General features: G+C 42.5%; 12 protein-coding genes. 9 read left to right on the top strand and 3 right to left on the bottom strand.

The window, feature by feature from the left end; genetic code table 11:
* The 8 genes from JMW61_RS11215 (at position 1) to JMW61_RS11180 (ending at position 12772) form a co-directional block, all read left to right on the top strand.
* Entirely contained in the window at positions 1 to 1830 is a 1830-nt protein-coding gene (locus JMW61_RS11215; RefSeq protein ID WP_201551304.1) for an IucA/IucC family protein, read from the top strand.
* A 106-nt stretch (positions 1831 to 1936) separates the two neighbouring features.
* Positions 1937 to 3328 (top strand): lysine N(6)-hydroxylase/L-ornithine N(5)-oxygenase family protein, encoded by a 1392-nt coding sequence (locus tag JMW61_RS11210; protein WP_201551302.1) that lies wholly within the window; start codon positions 1937 to 1939, stop codon positions 3326 to 3328.
* Between the two features lie 78 nt (positions 3329 to 3406).
* Entirely contained in the window at positions 3407 to 4009 is a 603-nt protein-coding gene (locus JMW61_RS11205) for a GNAT family N-acetyltransferase (RefSeq protein WP_201551300.1), read from the top strand.
* Positions 4009 to 5490 carry an MFS transporter gene (locus JMW61_RS11200; RefSeq protein ID WP_201551298.1) on the top strand — a complete coding sequence of 494 codons (1482 nt, stop codon included), beginning with the start codon at positions 4009 to 4011 and terminating at the stop codon, positions 5488 to 5490. Before JMW61_RS11205 ends, JMW61_RS11200 begins: the two co-directional genes overlap by 1 nt.
* Positions 5491 to 5610: 120 nt before the next feature.
* On the top strand, positions 5611 to 7533 hold the full coding sequence (locus tag JMW61_RS11195) for an IucA/IucC family protein (RefSeq protein ID WP_201551296.1): 1923 nt from the start codon (positions 5611 to 5613) through the stop codon (positions 7531 to 7533).
* 4 nt (positions 7534 to 7537) lie between these two features.
* On the top strand, positions 7538 to 9586 hold the full coding sequence (locus tag JMW61_RS11190) for an IucA/IucC family protein (RefSeq protein WP_201551294.1): 2049 nt from the start codon (positions 7538 to 7540) through the stop codon (positions 9584 to 9586).
* A gap of 28 nt (positions 9587 to 9614) precedes the next feature.
* Entirely contained in the window at positions 9615 to 10259 is a 645-nt protein-coding gene (locus JMW61_RS11185) for an RraA family protein (RefSeq protein ID WP_201551292.1), read from the top strand.
* 191 nt (positions 10260 to 10450) lie between these two features.
* Entirely contained in the window at positions 10451 to 12772 is a 2322-nt protein-coding gene (locus JMW61_RS11180) for a TonB-dependent receptor (protein WP_201551290.1), read from the top strand.
* A gap of 110 nt (positions 12773 to 12882) precedes the next feature.
* On the opposite strand, the gene JMW61_RS11175 is transcribed toward JMW61_RS11180, so the two are convergent.
* Entirely contained in the window at positions 12883 to 14157 is a 1275-nt protein-coding gene (locus JMW61_RS11175) for a tyrosine-type recombinase/integrase (RefSeq protein WP_201551288.1), read from the bottom strand.
* Positions 14158 to 15498: 1341 nt separating this feature from the next.
* Between JMW61_RS11175 and JMW61_RS11170 the strand changes: the two genes are divergently transcribed.
* Positions 15499 to 16143, top strand: coding sequence for a hypothetical protein (locus JMW61_RS11170; protein ID WP_201551286.1), 645 nt, complete (start codon positions 15499 to 15501; stop codon positions 16141 to 16143).
* Positions 16144 to 16301: 158 nt separating this feature from the next.
* Here JMW61_RS11170 and rhuM read toward each other — a convergent pair whose 3' ends face one another.
* Both rhuM and JMW61_RS11160 read right to left on the bottom strand, forming a co-directional pair.
* Entirely contained in the window at positions 16302 to 17294 is a 993-nt protein-coding gene (gene rhuM, locus JMW61_RS11165) for a RhuM family protein (RefSeq protein WP_227687454.1), read from the bottom strand.
* Between the two features lie 73 nt (positions 17295 to 17367).
* Positions 17368 to 18111: a M90 family metallopeptidase gene (locus JMW61_RS11160; RefSeq protein ID WP_201551284.1), complete on the bottom strand. Its 744-nt coding sequence runs from the start codon at positions 18109 to 18111 to the stop codon at positions 17368 to 17370.
* Positions 18112 to 18122 lie beyond the last annotated feature (11 nt).

Here is an 18122-nt window from a genome sequence, read left to right as displayed (position 1 = left end):
ATGATGCAGCACAAAACGCTTGATCGTCTTACACTACAAAATCTAATCAATGCTTACTGTTTTGAGACTGGGCGCGGCGATATTATTGCCGTAGAGCAACAGGATGATATACAGAAGCAGGCCTCACAAAATAAGCCTCTATTAGTGCTAATGCTATTGCCTTCGAACACGGTAATGGTCGTACCTGTCGACAGAGTGAGCCAATTGGGTCAACATCGTTTGGCGGGCACGCCGCTTACATTGAATAAGCAGGTAAGCATACGATCAGACTCGAAGCTAGACACGCAACTGGACGACCCTTTGCAAAACAGCCGATGGATAAAATCCTCTGCTATGAGCCTAGCGTCTTTGATTATTGAAGACATCGTGCATCGTTATAAAGACAAAGCAACGCTAGATGCCAATGGTGTATTAAAGCGCTGGATTGAGAGTTATGAGGGGCTACAGATTATTTTAGAGCATCGCAATGATGAGATTGATGATATCGTTGACTATCAGCAAGACTTCATTCAGACCGAACAAAATCTTATTTACGGTCATGCTATGCATCCTACACCCAAAGGCCGCGCAGGATTTTATGGCGACGAGTGGGCGAAGTATGCGCCCGAGACCAGTAGCAAAACCCAGCTGCATTATTGGCTAGTGCACCCCAGCTGCATTACAGAAGAATTCGTAGATGGCGAGAGCATTACCACAGCGCTAAAATCTAAATTACAAGCTGATATGAGTGGCTATCAACAGCAACTTGTGGATGAGCATCCTGACTATAAACTGTTGCCATTGCACCCTTGGCAAGCAAGGTTTTTGCAGCAGCAGCCGTGGTATCAAAAACTGCTAGAACAAGGTCAATTGTTTGATTTGGGTGAGCTCGGTTGGTATCTACATCCGACTACATCGGTACGCACGCTAGCGGCCTTTGATGCGCCTTGGATGTTTAAACTGTCGTTGTCTGTGGCGATTACCAATTCTGTGCGAATTAACCTGCCCAAAGAATGTAAACGCGGGATGCATGCCTGCCGAATCTGGCGTAGCGACTATGGTACCCAGCTCAAAACCGAGTACCCTACGATTGCGGTATTGAATGACCCTGCTTGGATTGCCTTACGTATCGATGGAAAAATCATTGATGAGACCATTTGTATCTTACGTGACAACCCTTTTACAGAGGATACGCAAGTCACCAATCTTGCCAGCTTAAGCCAAGACCATCCAACCCGTCTTACCAATCGCTTAGAGACACTGTTTAAGTCTATCCATAAACAGACAGATGAACCTTTAGAACAGGTGGCTGTCCAGTGGTTTGACACTTATTTGCAAGTTGGTTTTATACCGCTGGTTCATATGTACTATCAGCATGGTATTGGGTTTGAGGTACATCAGCAAAACAGTCTCATCGAGCTAAAAGACGGCTATCCTACTAAGTTTTGGGCCAGAGACAATCAAGGGTTTGGTTATATTGCAGAGTATGCTACGCCGCTCATTGACGCTTATCCCGAGCTTATTAGCGAAGGAGAGTGTGTCATTCCAGAAGACTTTGCTGACTCACGTTTTGCCTATTATTTAGTTGGCAACAGTATATTTGGTCTTATCACTGCCATTGCCCGCACTCAGCTTGTGAGTGAGGAGACATTAATCACGACGTTTAAAGAATGTCTAATAGCGTTAGAGCAACAATACCCGCATCGTTCGTTATTTGACTTGTTGTTGCGTAGCCCTACATTGCCGTTCAAGGGCAATCTACTCACCAGACTCTATGCACTCGATGAGCTGACCGCGCCTGTTGAGACCCAGTCTATTTATGTCGATATCCCAAACCCTATGGTGACGTAGCAAGTCATATTGAGACGGCAAAGATAAAAGTTAGGGTTCAACAAGAACGTGCATCAGAATTAACGTGACTATCAAATCACTACTACCAAATCACTAAGGGGCGACCGTGTTAGATATTATTGGAATTGGCGTAGGGCCGTTTAATTTAAGTTTGGCAGCATTACTGACAAAGACCGACGTAACCGCCAAGTTTTTTGAGCAAAAAGCTGAGTTTAATTGGCATAAAGGCATGATATTGCCAAACACCACACTACAAGTGCCTTTTATGGCAGACTTGGTGACATTGATAGACCCAACCAGTCCGTATTCTTTTTTGAATTATTTGCATACTCAGCACCGATTGCTCAAGTTTTACTTTTTAGAAGAATTTAAAATTTATCGTAAAGAGTACAATCATTATTGCCAATGGGTAGCAGAGCAGCTGGATAGTCTGAATTTTGATGCGGCAGTGATAGACGTGGCGTTTGACGATAATAATGATGGGTTTGTAGTGACAGTCTCTGAACAAGGCAAACAAAACAACTATCATGCTAAAAATTTAGTCATAGGTACGGGCACACAGGCCACACTACCACCATCATTGCAGGACATTGCCAAACAAGCACCCAACCGCTGTATGCACACCGCCCATTTTGCAGACAATTTTGACTTGGATAGCCTCACTAGTAGCCTTGATCTGAATAGCACCAAGACAGACAACAAGCTGACCAAAATATTGGTGTTGGGATCTGGGCAGTCCTCAGCAGAGGTGTATCGAACGCTGTTTGATCAGCAGTTTGATGGCGATGATAGTACTAATGACGACCCTAAGTTTCAGCTAGATTGGATGACTCGCTCGGCAGGATTTTTTCCCATGGAGTACTCCCCATTAGGTTTAGAGCATTTTAGCCCTGCGTATACAGATTACTTTTATCATTTAGACTCAGCAACCAAACCTCAAGTTACTGCCAAGCAAGATCTGCTCTATAAAGGCATGGGCTTTGAGACCATACGTGATATTTATCATCGTCTCTATGAGCGCAGTATTACCAATCAAGATCTGTATTCGACGTTGCTGTCTAACTGTGAAGTGGTTGAGGCAACGCTGACAACAATGCTAGAAGTGCCAGAGCCGACAGACATCATAAAACTGGTGGGTAGACAGCGTGAACAGAATCAAGATTTTACTGCTGATTATGACTGTGTTATTGCTGGCACAGGCTATCGTTACGGTCTGCCTGAGTGTTTAAACACGATACTGCCTAGCATCGCGCACGATGATTTTGATCAGCCAGTCATTGATAGAGACTATGCACTGAAATATGCACTGACGCATCAAAAAGACATCGCGACTGATGGCAAGATTTTTGTACAAAACCAAGAGGTGCACACACATGGCGTTGGCGCACCAGACTTAGGGCTGGGTGCTTATCGAGCAGGATGTATCATCAATCAGTTAACAGGTGAGCAGACTTACGACACTGACGCCTTAAAAGTATTTCAAAATTTTGGCGCGTAATGTTTTATAAGACTCGTATTTCATAAAAATCCTATTAATCACATAACAATATAACTGTATAACAATCAGGAGTCAGTCATGCCGACCATTACCCAAAACCTACCCGATACCTTTAGTATTGAGGCTTATCAAAAGACGTTTGCGTTGAGACCTGTCAAATATCCAGATGATATGCCATTACTGTATAAATGGATGCATGCTGAGCATGTGGTCGATCAGTGGCAGCTACATCTCCCGATGCCACAACTAAAAACCCATTTTGAAAAAATGCTGGCCGATGATCATCAGCGTCTCTACCTCATACTTTGTGATGATAAGCCGATTGGCTATACAGAGATTTATGAAACGGCTCGTGACCGGTTATCTCATTATTACAAAGCCAAAGAGACGGACATGGGCTGGCATATTTTGCTTGGCGATCCAGCGGTGGTTGGCAAAGGCTATCTAAAGCCAACGGGTTTGATGATCAGCAAGTTTATATTTGAGCATACTGAGGCCAAAAAAATCGTGGGTGAGCCCGATAGCAAGGTTGAGGTGTATCAGTGGGTGGCCGATAGCTTTGCCTATAGAGTACAACGCCTGATTGAGATGCCAGAAAAGACCGCCGTCTTGTATTTTTGCAATCGCGATGAGTTTTTAGAATCTAGAGGTTATCTCAGTTTTTATGGTGTCACTGCTTAATGAGCAAAGCACTTATAAATAAGGCATCTACCAATGAGTCGCCTATAAACGAAGCCTCGAATAGTAGTAATGGCTTGAGCGACAAACAGGTACAGCAGGTGTTATTGACATTACTGCTCGGCGGTACGGTGGTCAGCTTTAGTAATAGCGCGCTCAATCCAGCGATTCCTGTCTTTATGTCGGTGTTTGATGTCGACATTGTGATGGGCGGCTGGGTGCTAAATGCGTATGTATTGGCCATGAGTGTGGGGCTGATGCTAAGCGGCTACTTAAACAAAAAGTTTCCTTTTAAGCATGTTTATTTGGCGGCAATTTTTGGATTTATGCTGGGCTCAGTCATTGGGATGCTGGCGTCTAGTATGAGCTTTGTCATCATTGCCAGAGCCATACAAGGGCTGAGTGGCGGTCTGATTATTCCACTGTCTATTGGCATGCTGTATCAGATTTATCCGCAGCAGCAGCACGGCAGAGTAATGGCGCTATGGGGCATTGTTATTATGATGTCATTAGCGTTTGGCCCTTTGGTCGGTGCTTATTTGGTTGAGCAGTTTGCGTGGTGGACACTGTTTGCCATTACCTTGCCACTCAGTGTGGCGGTCATGGCGATGGTATGGTGGCTAATACCTGACATGCGCTCACATGACAAAAAAAGCCCTTTCGATACCATCGGGTTTATCAGCTTACTCACTTGGCTGCTTGCGATGATGGTTTGGCTAAGCACGCTGAAAATAGATTTTACTGGTAGATTATTCAGCAGTGACGGATTATTAAAGATAGCCACGTTGGGTTTATTGTCTGTTGGATTTTTACTGTCCGCGATGGTTTGGTGGGCATATGAGCGGCGGCAGAAACATCCATTATTAAACGTGCGCTTGTTCAATAATAAGACCTATTTGCATAGTAATATCATTAGCATTAGCCAAACAGTCGGTTTGATGCTGTGTCTCTTGTTATTACCCGTGTTGATACAAGATGTGATGGGTGAGAGTGCCTTATGGACAGGCGTTGTCCTAATGGTCGCGACGCTCGTGGCCAGTATCACCACGCATTACGCTGGCAAGATGGTAGATAAGCAAGGTGCCAGAGGGATTGGCATCGTAGGAATTGCGATTAGTGCGCTGTCTACTTTGATGCTGGCATGGTGCTTGTATCAGCCCACGCTTTGGCTATTAATGTTGATTATGAGTATGCGAGGCGTTGGAGTGGGTCTGGCATACCTACCAACCACTACCGTTGGGTTTAGCAGCTTACCCAAAGACTCTGTCACTGAGGGAGCCGCACTTAATAACATCAGTCGCCGCATCATCTCTACCATATTTATCACGCTGTCCACCCTTTATATAGGCAGTCGAAGTGCGCAGTTATTAGCAGCAGGTAGTAGTGACGGCATGGCAAGCGCGATCCAAGAAATACTGGTGGTCATCGCGGTGATTTTATTATTCACGATTCCTTCAGCGTGCAAATTACCACGATCCCCATAAACAAATACCCCGTATCGGGGTTTACTTTAACTTATTAACGTAAATAATTATCATTCGCTTTACACGCATCTCTAGTGATACATTAACTCGATTCAATTTTCAGACAGGAAGCTTATATCTATGTCCAATAATCTAGCAAACTTTACCAAAAACAATAATAGCAATCATAGTACTGACGTCACTTATGCAACTAAACCGTGGCAATCATCTGTCGATTCTAAAATCATGGCACGCGCTGAGCAACGGGTGATCAAGCAATTGCTACAAGCATTGCTATATGAAAATATCATTGATTTTGAATCTAAAAGTGCGAACAACGCTAATGACAGTGTTAGTAACGAGACGCTGCTGAATTTTGTCATACAAGCAAGTGATGATGTCCGTTATACCGCGCAAGGTTATATTCATTACAGTTTTGACATCATCCGTTTAAATGACTTGAATGTGCAGCGAGTGGTTAACGGTGTTGCCGAAGACGCTATTCTTGAGCATATAATCAGTGATATCTTGCTCAATATTGAAGGTGCAGAACTCAAAGACAGCTTTATCAAAGAGCTGCGCCATACCTTAGTGAACGAAATACAAGCTCAGATACTGATGTCTAATATACCTGTACCTATTGATACGCTCACTTATGAGCAACTCGAAGGCTATTTGACGGCAGGGCATCCTTATCATCCGTGTTTTAAGTCTCGTATTGGTTTTGATTTGCAAGATAACTATGACTATGGCCCAGAGTTTGATCAAAACATCGGCGTGGTGTGGTTGGCGGTCAAAAAAGAGCTACTGGTGAGCAATACCACTACTGGTATCGATATCAATGAATGGGTGAAAGATTATGTGGGTGCTGATGAATTTGATGCACTTAATGCCAAACTCACAGAAGTACTTACAACCACAAATGAGACGGCTAATAATTATTGCCTAATACCTGCACATCCTTGGCAATGGCAAAACACCTTAATTCAAGCATTACAACCATTGATTGCCACGCAAGAAGTTATCTATTTGGGTGATGCAGGTCATCAGTACCGCGCTCAGCAGTCTATTCGCTCATTGACTATGCTTGGTAATAGCGATGACAATGGTAACAATGACACTATTAATGATAAAGCCTACCTAAAACTAAGTATGCATTTGATTAATACCTCAAGCACGCGAATACTAGCAAAGCATACCGTGATGAATGCCGCTGTTGTCACTACGTGGTTAAACCAACTGATTGCAGACGATAAGAGCGCTCAAGCATTACCCATTGCGTTTTTAGGTGAGACCGTTGGCGTTAGTCTAGACCATGAGGCGTTACGCGCGCGTGGCTATCAGCATCCAAATATGTATGGCGGGCTAGCTGCGATTTGGCGAGAAAACGTGAACCAGTATCTATCTAAAGATCAAACAGCATTCCCGCTCAATGGTGTCAGTTATATCAATGCTGACGGCTCGCATCTTATAGCACCTTGGCTTGATAAATATGGCGTAGAAACATGGATTGCGCAGTTAATTAAGGTCACTGTCACCCCTTTATTGCATATCCTATTTGGTTATGGTGTGGCATTAGAGTGCCATGCGCAAAACATCGTCTTGGTACATGAAAATGGCTATCCCATAAAAATATTATTAAAAGATTTGCATGACGGGGTTCGCTATTCACCCACGCACTTAACCCAACAACACTTGCGTCCGGATTTTTATAGCTTGCCGCCTGCACATGCAGCCTTAAATAGAGGCTCATTCATCGAGACCGAAGATACAGATGGCATTCGGGATATGACGGTTGCTTGCTTGTTTTTTGTGGCGTTGTCAGATATTGCGATTTTTATGCAGACGCATCATAACTATGCTGAAGTGGCGTTTTGGCAACAGGTTGCTGACTGCGTGACTGACTACCAAACCTCTCATCCAGAGCATCAAGTACGGTTCGACTTGTTTGATGTATTCGCTGAACAAACGCGCATTGAGTCATTGGCTAAGCGCCGATTATTCGGAGATAAAGCATTCCCAATTAAATATATCAACAACCCATTGTTTAAAAGTCGGGGGTAAGACGATGCATACCTTATTTCCTGTGCAAACTTCTGCGAAAAACAGCCACCTTGATGCAAACCCTGAGCCAGATATAGAGGCCATTCAATGGTCGCTGATTAGTCATTTGGTAGAGTGCTTTCTATTAGAGCAGTGGGTGGATGAGCATTTTATTCAAGTGACAACTACCACTGAGTACTTGGCAAATCATCAGACGACTCAAGCTCAAAATGTACGTCAATCTTTAAAAATGCTATCAGAGCAATATCGAGATTTCTTTGACCAAAATAACCCGTTAATGGTGATGCAAGTTGACCAAGATAGACAGTTATTACTACTGGTCGAGCCTGCTTATTCTTCACCATGGCGATTATCTAAGTCCTGTCTGCCTGTCGTACATAACAAGCATCATATAGATAGCGCTTTGCTAGAGCCAGTAGGCTCAGCACAGCAGTTGTTAAATATCTTTTTATCAATGATGAAGTCTGATGTCGGTGTCTTAAAGTTAAAAGAAAGCTTAGAGGTTTCATTTATAGCGCAGCAACAGTCAGCGGTGGCAAACATCACGACGGCAGTTTGTCAGTATCCGCATTGGCATCAAACCTTGATTGCAGCGGAGCAGTGGGCTTCACTGATGGATCGTCCTTTTCATCCACTGGCAAAAGGTAAATTGGGCTTTACGGCAACAGAATACAAACGCTATATGGCAGAGTTTAACCAGCCCATTACGCTGACATGGGTCGCCATTGCCAAAAGCCATGTCATGGTGGCAGAGCATGTTCAAGACACAACAACGCAAAATCCAGCGAAATATCTTTTGGATACTACGCAGCAGCAGAAGTTGATGCGAGAGCTAGACGATAAAGGTATTACGGAGACGCACATTGCGATGCCCGTACACCCTTGGCAAATGACTCATGTGATTGATGACATGTATGCCGACGATCTTGCCAATGGCACAGTTGTCGCCCTGACTTTTGATGCACTCATCACTTATGCCAGCTCATCCATGCGCAGTATGTTAATTGATGCTGATACGCCAAATAGCATTAAGCTACCTATAGGTGTGTACGCACTAAACTCAAAGCGTTACTTGCCAGCCCTCAAGCTGATTAATGGTGAAAAAAACCAAGCCATATTGATGCAGGCAAGAACGTTAGACCCTGTACTATCAGCACAGCTACGGTTATGGGATGAGCGCCTATGGTGGGGTTATATGTCGCCCTCTCATTTGCATGATAAAAGCGCTATCAATCCTTATTTTTATCAAGAAAAACCCACGCATTTAGGCGCGATGCTACGTCAACTGCCAGAAGATCTGTGTGACGATACGATTGAACTGTTACCGATGGCAAGCTTGGGTATGTTGGTTTACAAACAAGGTGTCAGCCATCATATTTTTGACGGCATTGTTCAGGAGGGCATTCATAGTACTAACCAGAATAGTAGCCAGGACAGCATCCAAGAAGTTGCGCCACAGAATAAAAAAACCGCTGTCATAGCGTGTTTTAAAAATCTTTGTGATGTGTTTTTGGGAACGATGCTGCGCTGTCTACGCCTAGGGTTTGCGCCTGAGATGCACGGGCAAAATATTGTTATTGTATTAAAGGATAATCGTTTCACGAGTCTGTTACTACGAGACCATGATTCCGTACGCATCCATCTACCATGGCTGGCACGCCAGCAAATATCAGATCCTGAATATCTAAGCCCGCCAGATTTTAAAAATCGTCTATATCGCGAGACGCCGCAAGCGCTAATATTTTATCTACAGTCGCTAGGGTTATTAGTTAATATTCGAGCGATTATCGAGTCACTGGTTGAGCACTATCATATTAATGAAGATACGCTGTGGCACGAGGCAATGATAAGTATTGAGGAATCCTTGGTGACTATCGATTTTGATGACGATCAACGTCAGGTTATCCGTGATGAGTTATTGAACGGTTCACATTATCCGCATAAAACATTGCTATTGCCCGTTATTGCCCGTGGCGCTGATCCTCATGGCAGTATGCCAGCGGGAGAAAGTAAAACGATCAATCCTTTCAAGCGTGTCAAGAAAAGTAGTTAAAATTATGAAATACCATGATGAGAACATAATGAATGATATTGATATTCACGACCTTATAGACGGTTATAAAGAGATAGGCACCTCAACCATTGGTCATCTGACTGGGGAAGGGTATTTACCAGATATTAAACCACTCAATCCCTGCACGGCTACCATAGTAGGCCGAGTGTTAACAGTCCAGCTAACCTCTGACAACACTAATGTGATCAATCAGGCACTCATTCAAGCAGCGCCTAATGATGTGTTATGTATTGATGCTCAGGTATTGGGCGTCACCGCGTGTTGGGGAGCACTGCGAACTTGCGCGGCTATCTATGAGAAGCTATCCGCCGTCATTGTCATTGGACAGGCAACGGACTCAGTACAGATTCAACAATTGGGATTTCCTGTATTTGCACAAGGTATCAGTGCTGTGACCACATTTAAAAGCGATCACATACAAGGCACGCTAGCATCCGATATTGTCTATCGCTTTGGTGAGCAGACAACGATTATCCGTTCAGGTGATATCGCTATGATGGATAACGATGGTGTGTTTATATTGCCTGTTGATGTAGCGCAGAAGTTATTACCAGATTGTCAAAAAAAGCACAAAGAAGATGAGGTGAAGTTTCAGATATTTTTTGAGGCTTACCGTAATAATCAGTTGGATAAGTTGTTTGAAAGCCAGTGAAGTTATTAATAATAGAACGACTCAAGCGCACCTAAAATTGGCATATATTACTACTTACAACAAGGTAAAAATTCATCTGGAAATAAAAACAATTATCATTTACAATGCTATTCACAAAGTTAGTACACACAGTATTATTAGCTAAATATAACTGATACCACTATTTGACGACCCAACTAAGTGAAGTAAATATGAAAAGCCATCATCAAGTTGCTCTATCCGTTCTTACCCTCTGTATTAGCCAGCAGTTATATGCACAAACCAATGATAATACGGCATCTGTGGCCGAAGATACTTCAGCAGAGCTGGCGTCGAGTGCGGCATCAACTGATACGCCTAATGTGACTTTAGATACCATTAAAGTCACTGCTAGTGCCAGAACAGGTACTGCACTGGCTCAGAAGATTAGTGAGATGCCTGCCGTCACGCAAGTGATTACTGAAAGTGAAATTCAGATGCAGGCGACGGGCAACCGTACCACTGGTGACGTATTGGCACAGCTGATTCCGAGCTTGGGTACCAGTAGTGGTTCGACCAGTAACTACGGCACTACCATGCATGGCCGTCCAGTACAGTTTTTGCTAAATGGTGTACCATTAAGCGGTTCACGCAGTCTTTCACGTGAGCTTAACAGTATTGATACGTCACAGCTTGAGCGGGTAGAGGTGCTTTCGGGTGCCACTAGTATCTATGGTGCTGGCGCGTCAGGTGGTCTGATTAACCTTGTGACTAAATCTCTGGTGGGTTATGGCCCTATTAGACAAACAAGAGTGGGCGTTAGTAGCAGTCGTGACTTTGATTCAGATTCATTTGGCTATAATGTAGGGCAATCTTTAGGATATGGCGGTGAGCGGGTTTATGGGCGCCTAGATGTTGATTATGAGACCAAAGGTGGTAAGTTTGATAGCAAAGGCGACCGAGTTAGCCCTGATGTCTACCAAACGGATCAACAAGATACCGAATCACTAAGTGTGAACGGCAGCTTAGGTGTAGAGCTAACGGACACCCAACGTCTTGATCTCGCAGTGACTTATTATAAAGATAAGCAAGATACTGACTATGGCCCAGACTACGGTGATGGTTTAGCAGTGTTGAGTGGTGCTAGCCCATCTTTAGTAGCAATTGATGGCGCCAACATAGAAAACCAGCCTTATACCGAAAAAAGCTCAGTAAATTTAAATTATAGTGATGATGATTTTGTAGGATCAGGTTCGAGCTTAAGCTTGACTGGTTACTACAGAAATGAAAAAGGCCGTTTTTACCCTTCAGTTAAAACTGTAGAAGTACTAGACGATTATGTTCCTTACGCAAATGGTAATCCATATTTTATCACTCAGTCAGAAGCAGAAATTGATGTCATGGGTCTGCGTGCCGCCATGCAAACGGAAACTGAAATTGCTGGCAAAAAGACACTGTTTAGCTACGGCGCTGATTTTGAACGTGAAAACAGCGAGCAAACCTACGATGGACAAGACTTTACGGCATTTTATGTTAGCAATGGCTTAACGGCTAAAACAAACGGTCTCACCTACAATGCTGGACCAGATACCACCATTGATAAACTGGGTGCTTTTGTCAATGCAGATGTGGATTTGACTGATAAGTGGCATACCAGTGCTGGCGTGCGTTATCAAAAGCTGTCATCGGATACTGATGCCTTTGTACCGATCTACGAACAAATGATGGAAGAGTATTACGCTAATGATCCTACAAATAATTATGAAGCAGGAACGGTAGAAGCAGGCAGTACCGACCATGACAAAGTACTCTTTAATCTTGGTACCAGCTATCAGATAACACCGAAAGATCAATTATTTGCCAATTTTTCACAAGGTCTTGATACCGCAGATATACAGCGATCTTTACGTGATGTGCGTGCCGGCTACGTGGTTAATTCAGACAATGTTCAACCGATTGCAACCAACAACTACGAGTTTGGTTGGCAGGGCAAACACGGTGATACAGCGGCACGCTTGAGCGGTTTTTATAACGAATCAGATAAAGTAGTACGCTTTACAGACAGCTATACTGTCGAGGTTGTGGATACTGACGAGCGAGTTTATGGCGTAGAAGGCTCACTGACTCATGACCTTAGCGATCAGTGGCAAGTAGGTGGTAGTGTGGCCTATACCCGTGGTCAATATGACTATAATGGCGACTGGTTAGAGCTAGATGCTGTGCGCCTAACACCACTAAAAGGCACCGCATTTGCTCAGTATAACTTTGATGAAGGCAGTAACATACGTCTGCAAGCATTGGCCGTTGGCGGTGATGACAGAGCCTCTAAAGATCAACAAAAAGACCCTGATTCTAGTGCATTGCCAGTTACGGGTTACATGACATTGGATGTGTTGGGACAAGTAGAAATGCCAGTAGGCCGAGTAGGTTATGGTATTTATAACCTACTTAATAAAGACTATTTAACGGTTTACCATCAAACCACTTACGGAGACCTGAACCGCTTACCGGCAGCAGGCACCACTTATGGTTTAAGCTATACCGTCGATTACTAAAAACAGAACGTATAAAAAACCCTTCACGCTATGAAAATTTAGCGTGAAGGGTTTTTTTATGTTTTGATTATCGGACATACTGCTATCTACTCATTGAAAAATCGTCATTATTAATTTTTAGAGCTATTTCGGAGCTCATCTATATAATTTGCCCAATCCTGCATCATCTCTACTCTGATATCTATCTCATCGAGTCTATTGTAAGCACCACCATGCGTGTCTTTGATTCTATGACCCAGCTGCAATTCTGTGACGATATCCGAATAACGTAACTCCGGCTGTTCCATCAGCAATGTTTTAGCCGATGCCCGAAATCCATGCGCACATTGGACGTCCTTGTATCCCAACCGATGAAATATCTGCACCAACGTGGCTTTACTAATATAAGCATTGCTTGAACCGTGCATCGAAGCAAATACATATTCCTTATGGCCTGTGATGGACTGCATGTTTCTTAGACGTGCAATCACTTGTGTCGCCAATGGCACGACTAAATGCGAGACCATATCATCACGACCTTCACCTTTAATAGGGGAGAACGACCATAAATTATTATCCCAATCTATATCACTCCAACGCATAGAGCGTAAATCTATACTACGTACAAACACATAAGGTAATAAGTTCATCGCCTCTAATGTAATCTTACTTGCACCTCTAAAATCAGACATATCTTCTAGCAGAGTCGCAAATTGATCTGGCTTGGTAATGGCTGGCAAATGATTGCCTGAGTTGGCAGGTGCAAGCTCACCACGTGTATCAATCGCCACATTTCTCTCACACAGTCCTCGTGCGACAGCGAATGAAAACACCTTTTCAGTGTATAGCCGAGTGCTTGCACCAACGAAAGTCGCTTGGTTGTCATTGTTTTGAATCGACTCACACACGCTTAGTATCATCTCGCAGGTGATATCATTCATTCTCAAGTCGCCAATTTCACGACACATATATCCGAGACATAAATCCCAAAACTTAAGCGTTGACTCACTAAATGACGGTTTTTTAGATTTGCCTTGTTGGCGACCTGATGTTTTGTGATCTCGCCACGCTTCTGCAATCTCAGCAAACGGTGCGTTTTTTAGGTGCGCATATTTATTGGTTTGCTCTTTTTTCTGAATGGCTTTGGGGTCAGAGCCTTTTGCGACCGTATTAAGGATGGTCTCTGCTTTATACTTAACCTCATGCAGACTGATGTCTTCAATCTTACCCAACATCATCCTAGGGCGTTTGCCATCGATGTGCGGATGAGAATAACGCAGGTAGTATTCCTTTTTGCCATTTGGATAAATACGAAGACTTAAACCAGCCACGCCTGAGACGCTGACCGAATAGTCTTTATCTCGGCATTCAAGTTTGTTGATGTCATTTGCATTGTCGACAGCCATGATGTGTATCCGTAAACATAGTAAGTAAGGTGAATGGTAGGTTTAGGGTTTATAACTTATGAAAAGCGTCTTATCTATAAACATAAAGAACTATTGGACACTGGCATGGACACCGGTATTTATAATAATAATCAAAGAACCCTTTATTTATAGCGGTTATAACACTTAATTATCCCCAAGGTTAACTTGGGGGTAATTATAGCATAATGGTCAAAATAAGGAGTAGACCACGTCGATATTGGCTTACATCTCATTTTTGCTAGTTATTTCGATAGATAATTAAACGTCATTTTAGGGCAGATAGCCCATTGGGTAAGCAGTTGAGAGGGTTTTCAATAAAATCCATGCTCCTGTACTCGCACATAATATAAAAATTAGGGTCATAGTACTATTCTGTGCAAATTTAAGAGAGGTCAATTTAACGAGTAATATATAAAATACATAACAGAAAGAGAAATACGTTAAAAATTATCAATGAATAATTTATTCGCTTTAGAATGGTCTTAGCGATAGGAAGCAAATAGCTCAAACTCATAGAAGCATAAGAAATATTTAAGTCAGCGCTAACTAACACTCTAATCTGGCTTTTAATTGAAATATGAAAAAGGATGGGTACGATGGCTTGGATAGATAATACTCAAGAGCGATATATAACTAATAAGAGCATTCGAGGGATTTATGATATTTAGTGCAATTGTTGCAATTAAACTTAGATTGGTGATATCAGCACATATCCAGATTAATAAATGATAATTACCGTTAATAGGTTATTAAGGTATCCATACTAGGAACTTAGTCAGCGAGTATATCTAATCAATAAATGAGCTAGCAGTCATGATCATGAAGAATAAAAAGCTAACTGTGTGTTCAGATATAAATAGATGGTCGATACTGTAGAGGGTTTAAAATCTCTATGCCTGGTTGTATAAAACTTTGGAATTTAAATGTTTGATAAAAGATAAAAGTGGCCGTTCCAACAATACATATATAAAAGACTTTTGAAAATAACCCTCAACATGCGCGAGCGACAGTCAAAGATATTTCTGAATAATCAAACAGGATGACGTTGGTCGGTGAGAGCTGGGAAACTGGATAAGAATTCGATGATTAAAAATATGATGAGAAGTACATGATTGCTGCGATTTTATAGTTGATACGCCATAAACCTAATGCTCAATAGAGTCTATTTAACATAATATACATTATACGAAAACAAACCAACGGTTTGAAGTGGTTTTGAATAAATATTCTGAACAGCATAAAAATCCTCTTTACTAACTTGTTCCAGTATTTTTATGCTAACGTCTAATCATACCTGATCACATATTTAAGGATATTTTTATGACAAGAGCATCTTTTTCAAAACTGTCCACTATTGGGATTTTAGCGCCAGTATTATTTATCACTGGTTGCCAGTCTTTGACGACAAAATCTGATATTCATAACAGCAGTCATTCATCTGAAAGCCACGCTACACTGGAAAACAACCAACAGACACTGATGCAGCAAGCCACACATATTCAGCAGGCATTAGCGAGTCAAAAATATGCTGCTATCATTGATGATATTCATCCAACACGCGGCGTTCGGTTTTCGATGTACGCTTATGTGCGTCCAGAGACTGATAAAGTCTTTAGTCGTGAACAATATGCGCAGTATCTACAACAGTCCAAAATTCGCTTCACTTGGGGCGAAAAAGACGGCACTGGCGATCTATTAATCACGCCACTACCAGCATATTTAGATACTTGGGTTGCAGCCAACAAGTTTAATAGCGTTACGCCTAGCAGTAATGACCTTAAGTCTCATGGCAATATGATTAATAACATAGACAACATATATCAAAAATCAGATGTTGTAGAGTTCTATCATAAAGGTACAGAAAAATACGCTGGAATGGACTGGCGCGCTCTACGCCTAGTATTTGATGAATATCAAGGAAAACGTTATCTGGTGGCGATTATTAATGACCAATGGACGGTTTAGAGCGTATAAAAATGATTAACTGACCACTTTTGTAAGGCGCGTTTAAAATGGCAGCCTACGTCATCTGATTATAAATACCATATATTCAAATATTAAGATATATTTTGCAACTTATGTTACTTTGTTTTTGGTATAGTTTTTAATGACAAGCTTTTTCATTAGCCCTCTAACGACAGCATATTCATAATCAATTTGATCAGAGTCTCTTTTTGATTGGGGTCAGATTCAGCGACCAATAAGGTTAATGCCGCAAGCCCTGTATTATTGATGACCATGTCGCCTTTATCATTCAGCAGTCGGTGATTACGGTGCAAAAAATCCACGAATAAAAAAGCGCCGCTGCGTTTATTACCATCAGTAAAAGGATGATTTTTTACCATAAAATACAGTAGATGTGCCGCTTTACTCTCGATAGTCGGATACGCAGGCTCACCAAAGACAGTTTGTTGTAAATTACCCAATACACTATCCAAACCATCACCACGAGGCTTGGCAAATAATTCAGTCGCCTCACCCCTATCTATCAGCTGCGCTTTCAAATCAGTTAACGCTGCCATCGCCTCAGTCGTACTTGGTAAGATACCGCCATCTTGTCCTGTAGGATTATCCAGTAAACCTTCATCATAGCGCTGCAACCATAAAAACGTCTGCGTGTAACGACTTATAATCTCAATCAGTCCGCGTCCTTCGTCGGTGTTAAGCTCGGGACTTTGTGCGGTTTTTTTGATTAGTTTTAGCGCTTGTTGCAATTCAATAGAGTTTTTATCGAAGCGCTGTTGATTAAGCGTATAGCCTTGTACCAAGTATTCACGTAAGCGCTGCGTCGCCCAACGTCTAAATTGCACACCTTGAGGAGATTTTATGCGATAACCGACTGATATAACAACATCTAGGTCATAAAAAGTCACCGGACGGTCTGAATTTGCAATATGCATTTTTTGCATATTGCTTTTTTCATCGATTTCTTTATCTTTTATGGCATTGGCGATATGACGAGAAATTACTGATTGATCACGACCAAACAACTCAGTCATTTGTGCTTGTGACAGCCAGACTGTCTCTTTCTTGAAACGCACATCTACTTGCGCCTTTCCATCAGCACTTTCATAGATTTCTACTTTTGCCACATTATCACTTATAGTGTTAATCACCTCATCTTCCTAATTCCAACTTGCTTATGTTGTCTTGAATACAGTTTACTGTCACCATCTCTATAAATATCACTCATAACGGCGTCTGACGAAAGAATTTCACCATAATCTCATAAATATCAGGATAGGCATCGATGAGCTTTTGCGGTGTTTCAAAAAACACTTCACTCAGAACCGCAAAAAATTCCGCAGGATTGGTCGAACCATAACGATCAAGCCCTGATTTACGATGGGTTTGAAAATCTTCAAAATCTCGCGACATAATCTGCGTCCACCGAGCAGGATCCATATCAGGTTGCAGTGGCGGAAAGCCATTGGCACGACCATTCATCATATCGAGTTTATGTACAAACTCATGAATGACAACGTTGTGTCCATCACGCTCACCTGAATGTTTGGCGTCCTTCCATGAGAGAATGACAGGTCCTCGCAGCCATGCTTCCCCGCTACGGTGCTGAGTGCCTTCGTGGACGATACCAAACTCATCTACCGTGGTGCTATCGCTCTTGTACGAGCCAGGATAAATGATGATGGATGACCAGCCAGCATACCAATCGAGACTTAGGTTTAAGATCGGTAGGCACGCTTGCAGTGCAATCGACTGTCTGACAGCATCAGTAATCTCAAAACCTTGTGCACCAGTGATGGACTTATCAGCCAAAAATAACGTTGCTAGCTCAAACAGGTTTGACATCTCATCGGTACTTAATCGATCCAATATGACAATACGCTCAGCTGCATGCATCCAATCGGCATGGGTAAACTCGCTATTATCTAGTATGCGCTGCTCACGCCAATCCTTTATGATGTCAAACATATACGCCACCC

Source organism: Psychrobacter fjordensis (assembly GCF_904845995.1).
In the GTDB taxonomy this organism is placed as follows: Bacteria; Pseudomonadota; Gammaproteobacteria; order Pseudomonadales; family Moraxellaceae; genus Psychrobacter; species Psychrobacter fjordensis.
The sequence above is the reverse complement of the archived record's forward strand: the minus strand, read 5'-3'. Positions and strand labels throughout refer to the sequence as shown.

What these genes read in the sequence shown, in the direction of transcription:
- JMW61_RS11175 (WP_201551288.1), bottom strand. Translation starts at nt 14,157, where the DNA reads ATGGCTGTCGACAATGCAAATGACATCAACAAACTTGAATGCCGAGAT.
- JMW61_RS11185 (WP_201551292.1), top strand. Translation starts at nt 9,615, where the DNA reads ATGAATGATATTGATATTCACGACCTTATAGACGGTTATAAAGAGATA.
- JMW61_RS11170 (WP_201551286.1), top strand. Translation starts at nt 15,499, where the DNA reads ATGACAAGAGCATCTTTTTCAAAACTGTCCACTATTGGGATTTTAGCG.
- JMW61_RS11215 (WP_201551304.1), top strand. Translation starts at nt 1, where the DNA reads ATGATGCAGCACAAAACGCTTGATCGTCTTACACTACAAAATCTAATC.
- JMW61_RS11200 (WP_201551298.1), top strand. Translation starts at nt 4,009, where the DNA reads ATGAGCAAAGCACTTATAAATAAGGCATCTACCAATGAGTCGCCTATA.
- JMW61_RS11180 (WP_201551290.1), top strand. Translation starts at nt 10,451, where the DNA reads ATGAAAAGCCATCATCAAGTTGCTCTATCCGTTCTTACCCTCTGTATT.
- JMW61_RS11205 (WP_201551300.1), top strand. Translation starts at nt 3,407, where the DNA reads ATGCCGACCATTACCCAAAACCTACCCGATACCTTTAGTATTGAGGCT.
- JMW61_RS11190 (WP_201551294.1), top strand. Translation starts at nt 7,538, where the DNA reads ATGCATACCTTATTTCCTGTGCAAACTTCTGCGAAAAACAGCCACCTT.
- JMW61_RS11160 (WP_201551284.1), bottom strand. Translation starts at nt 18,111, where the DNA reads ATGTTTGACATCATAAAGGATTGGCGTGAGCAGCGCATACTAGATAAT.
- JMW61_RS11195 (WP_201551296.1), top strand. Translation starts at nt 5,611, where the DNA reads ATGTCCAATAATCTAGCAAACTTTACCAAAAACAATAATAGCAATCAT.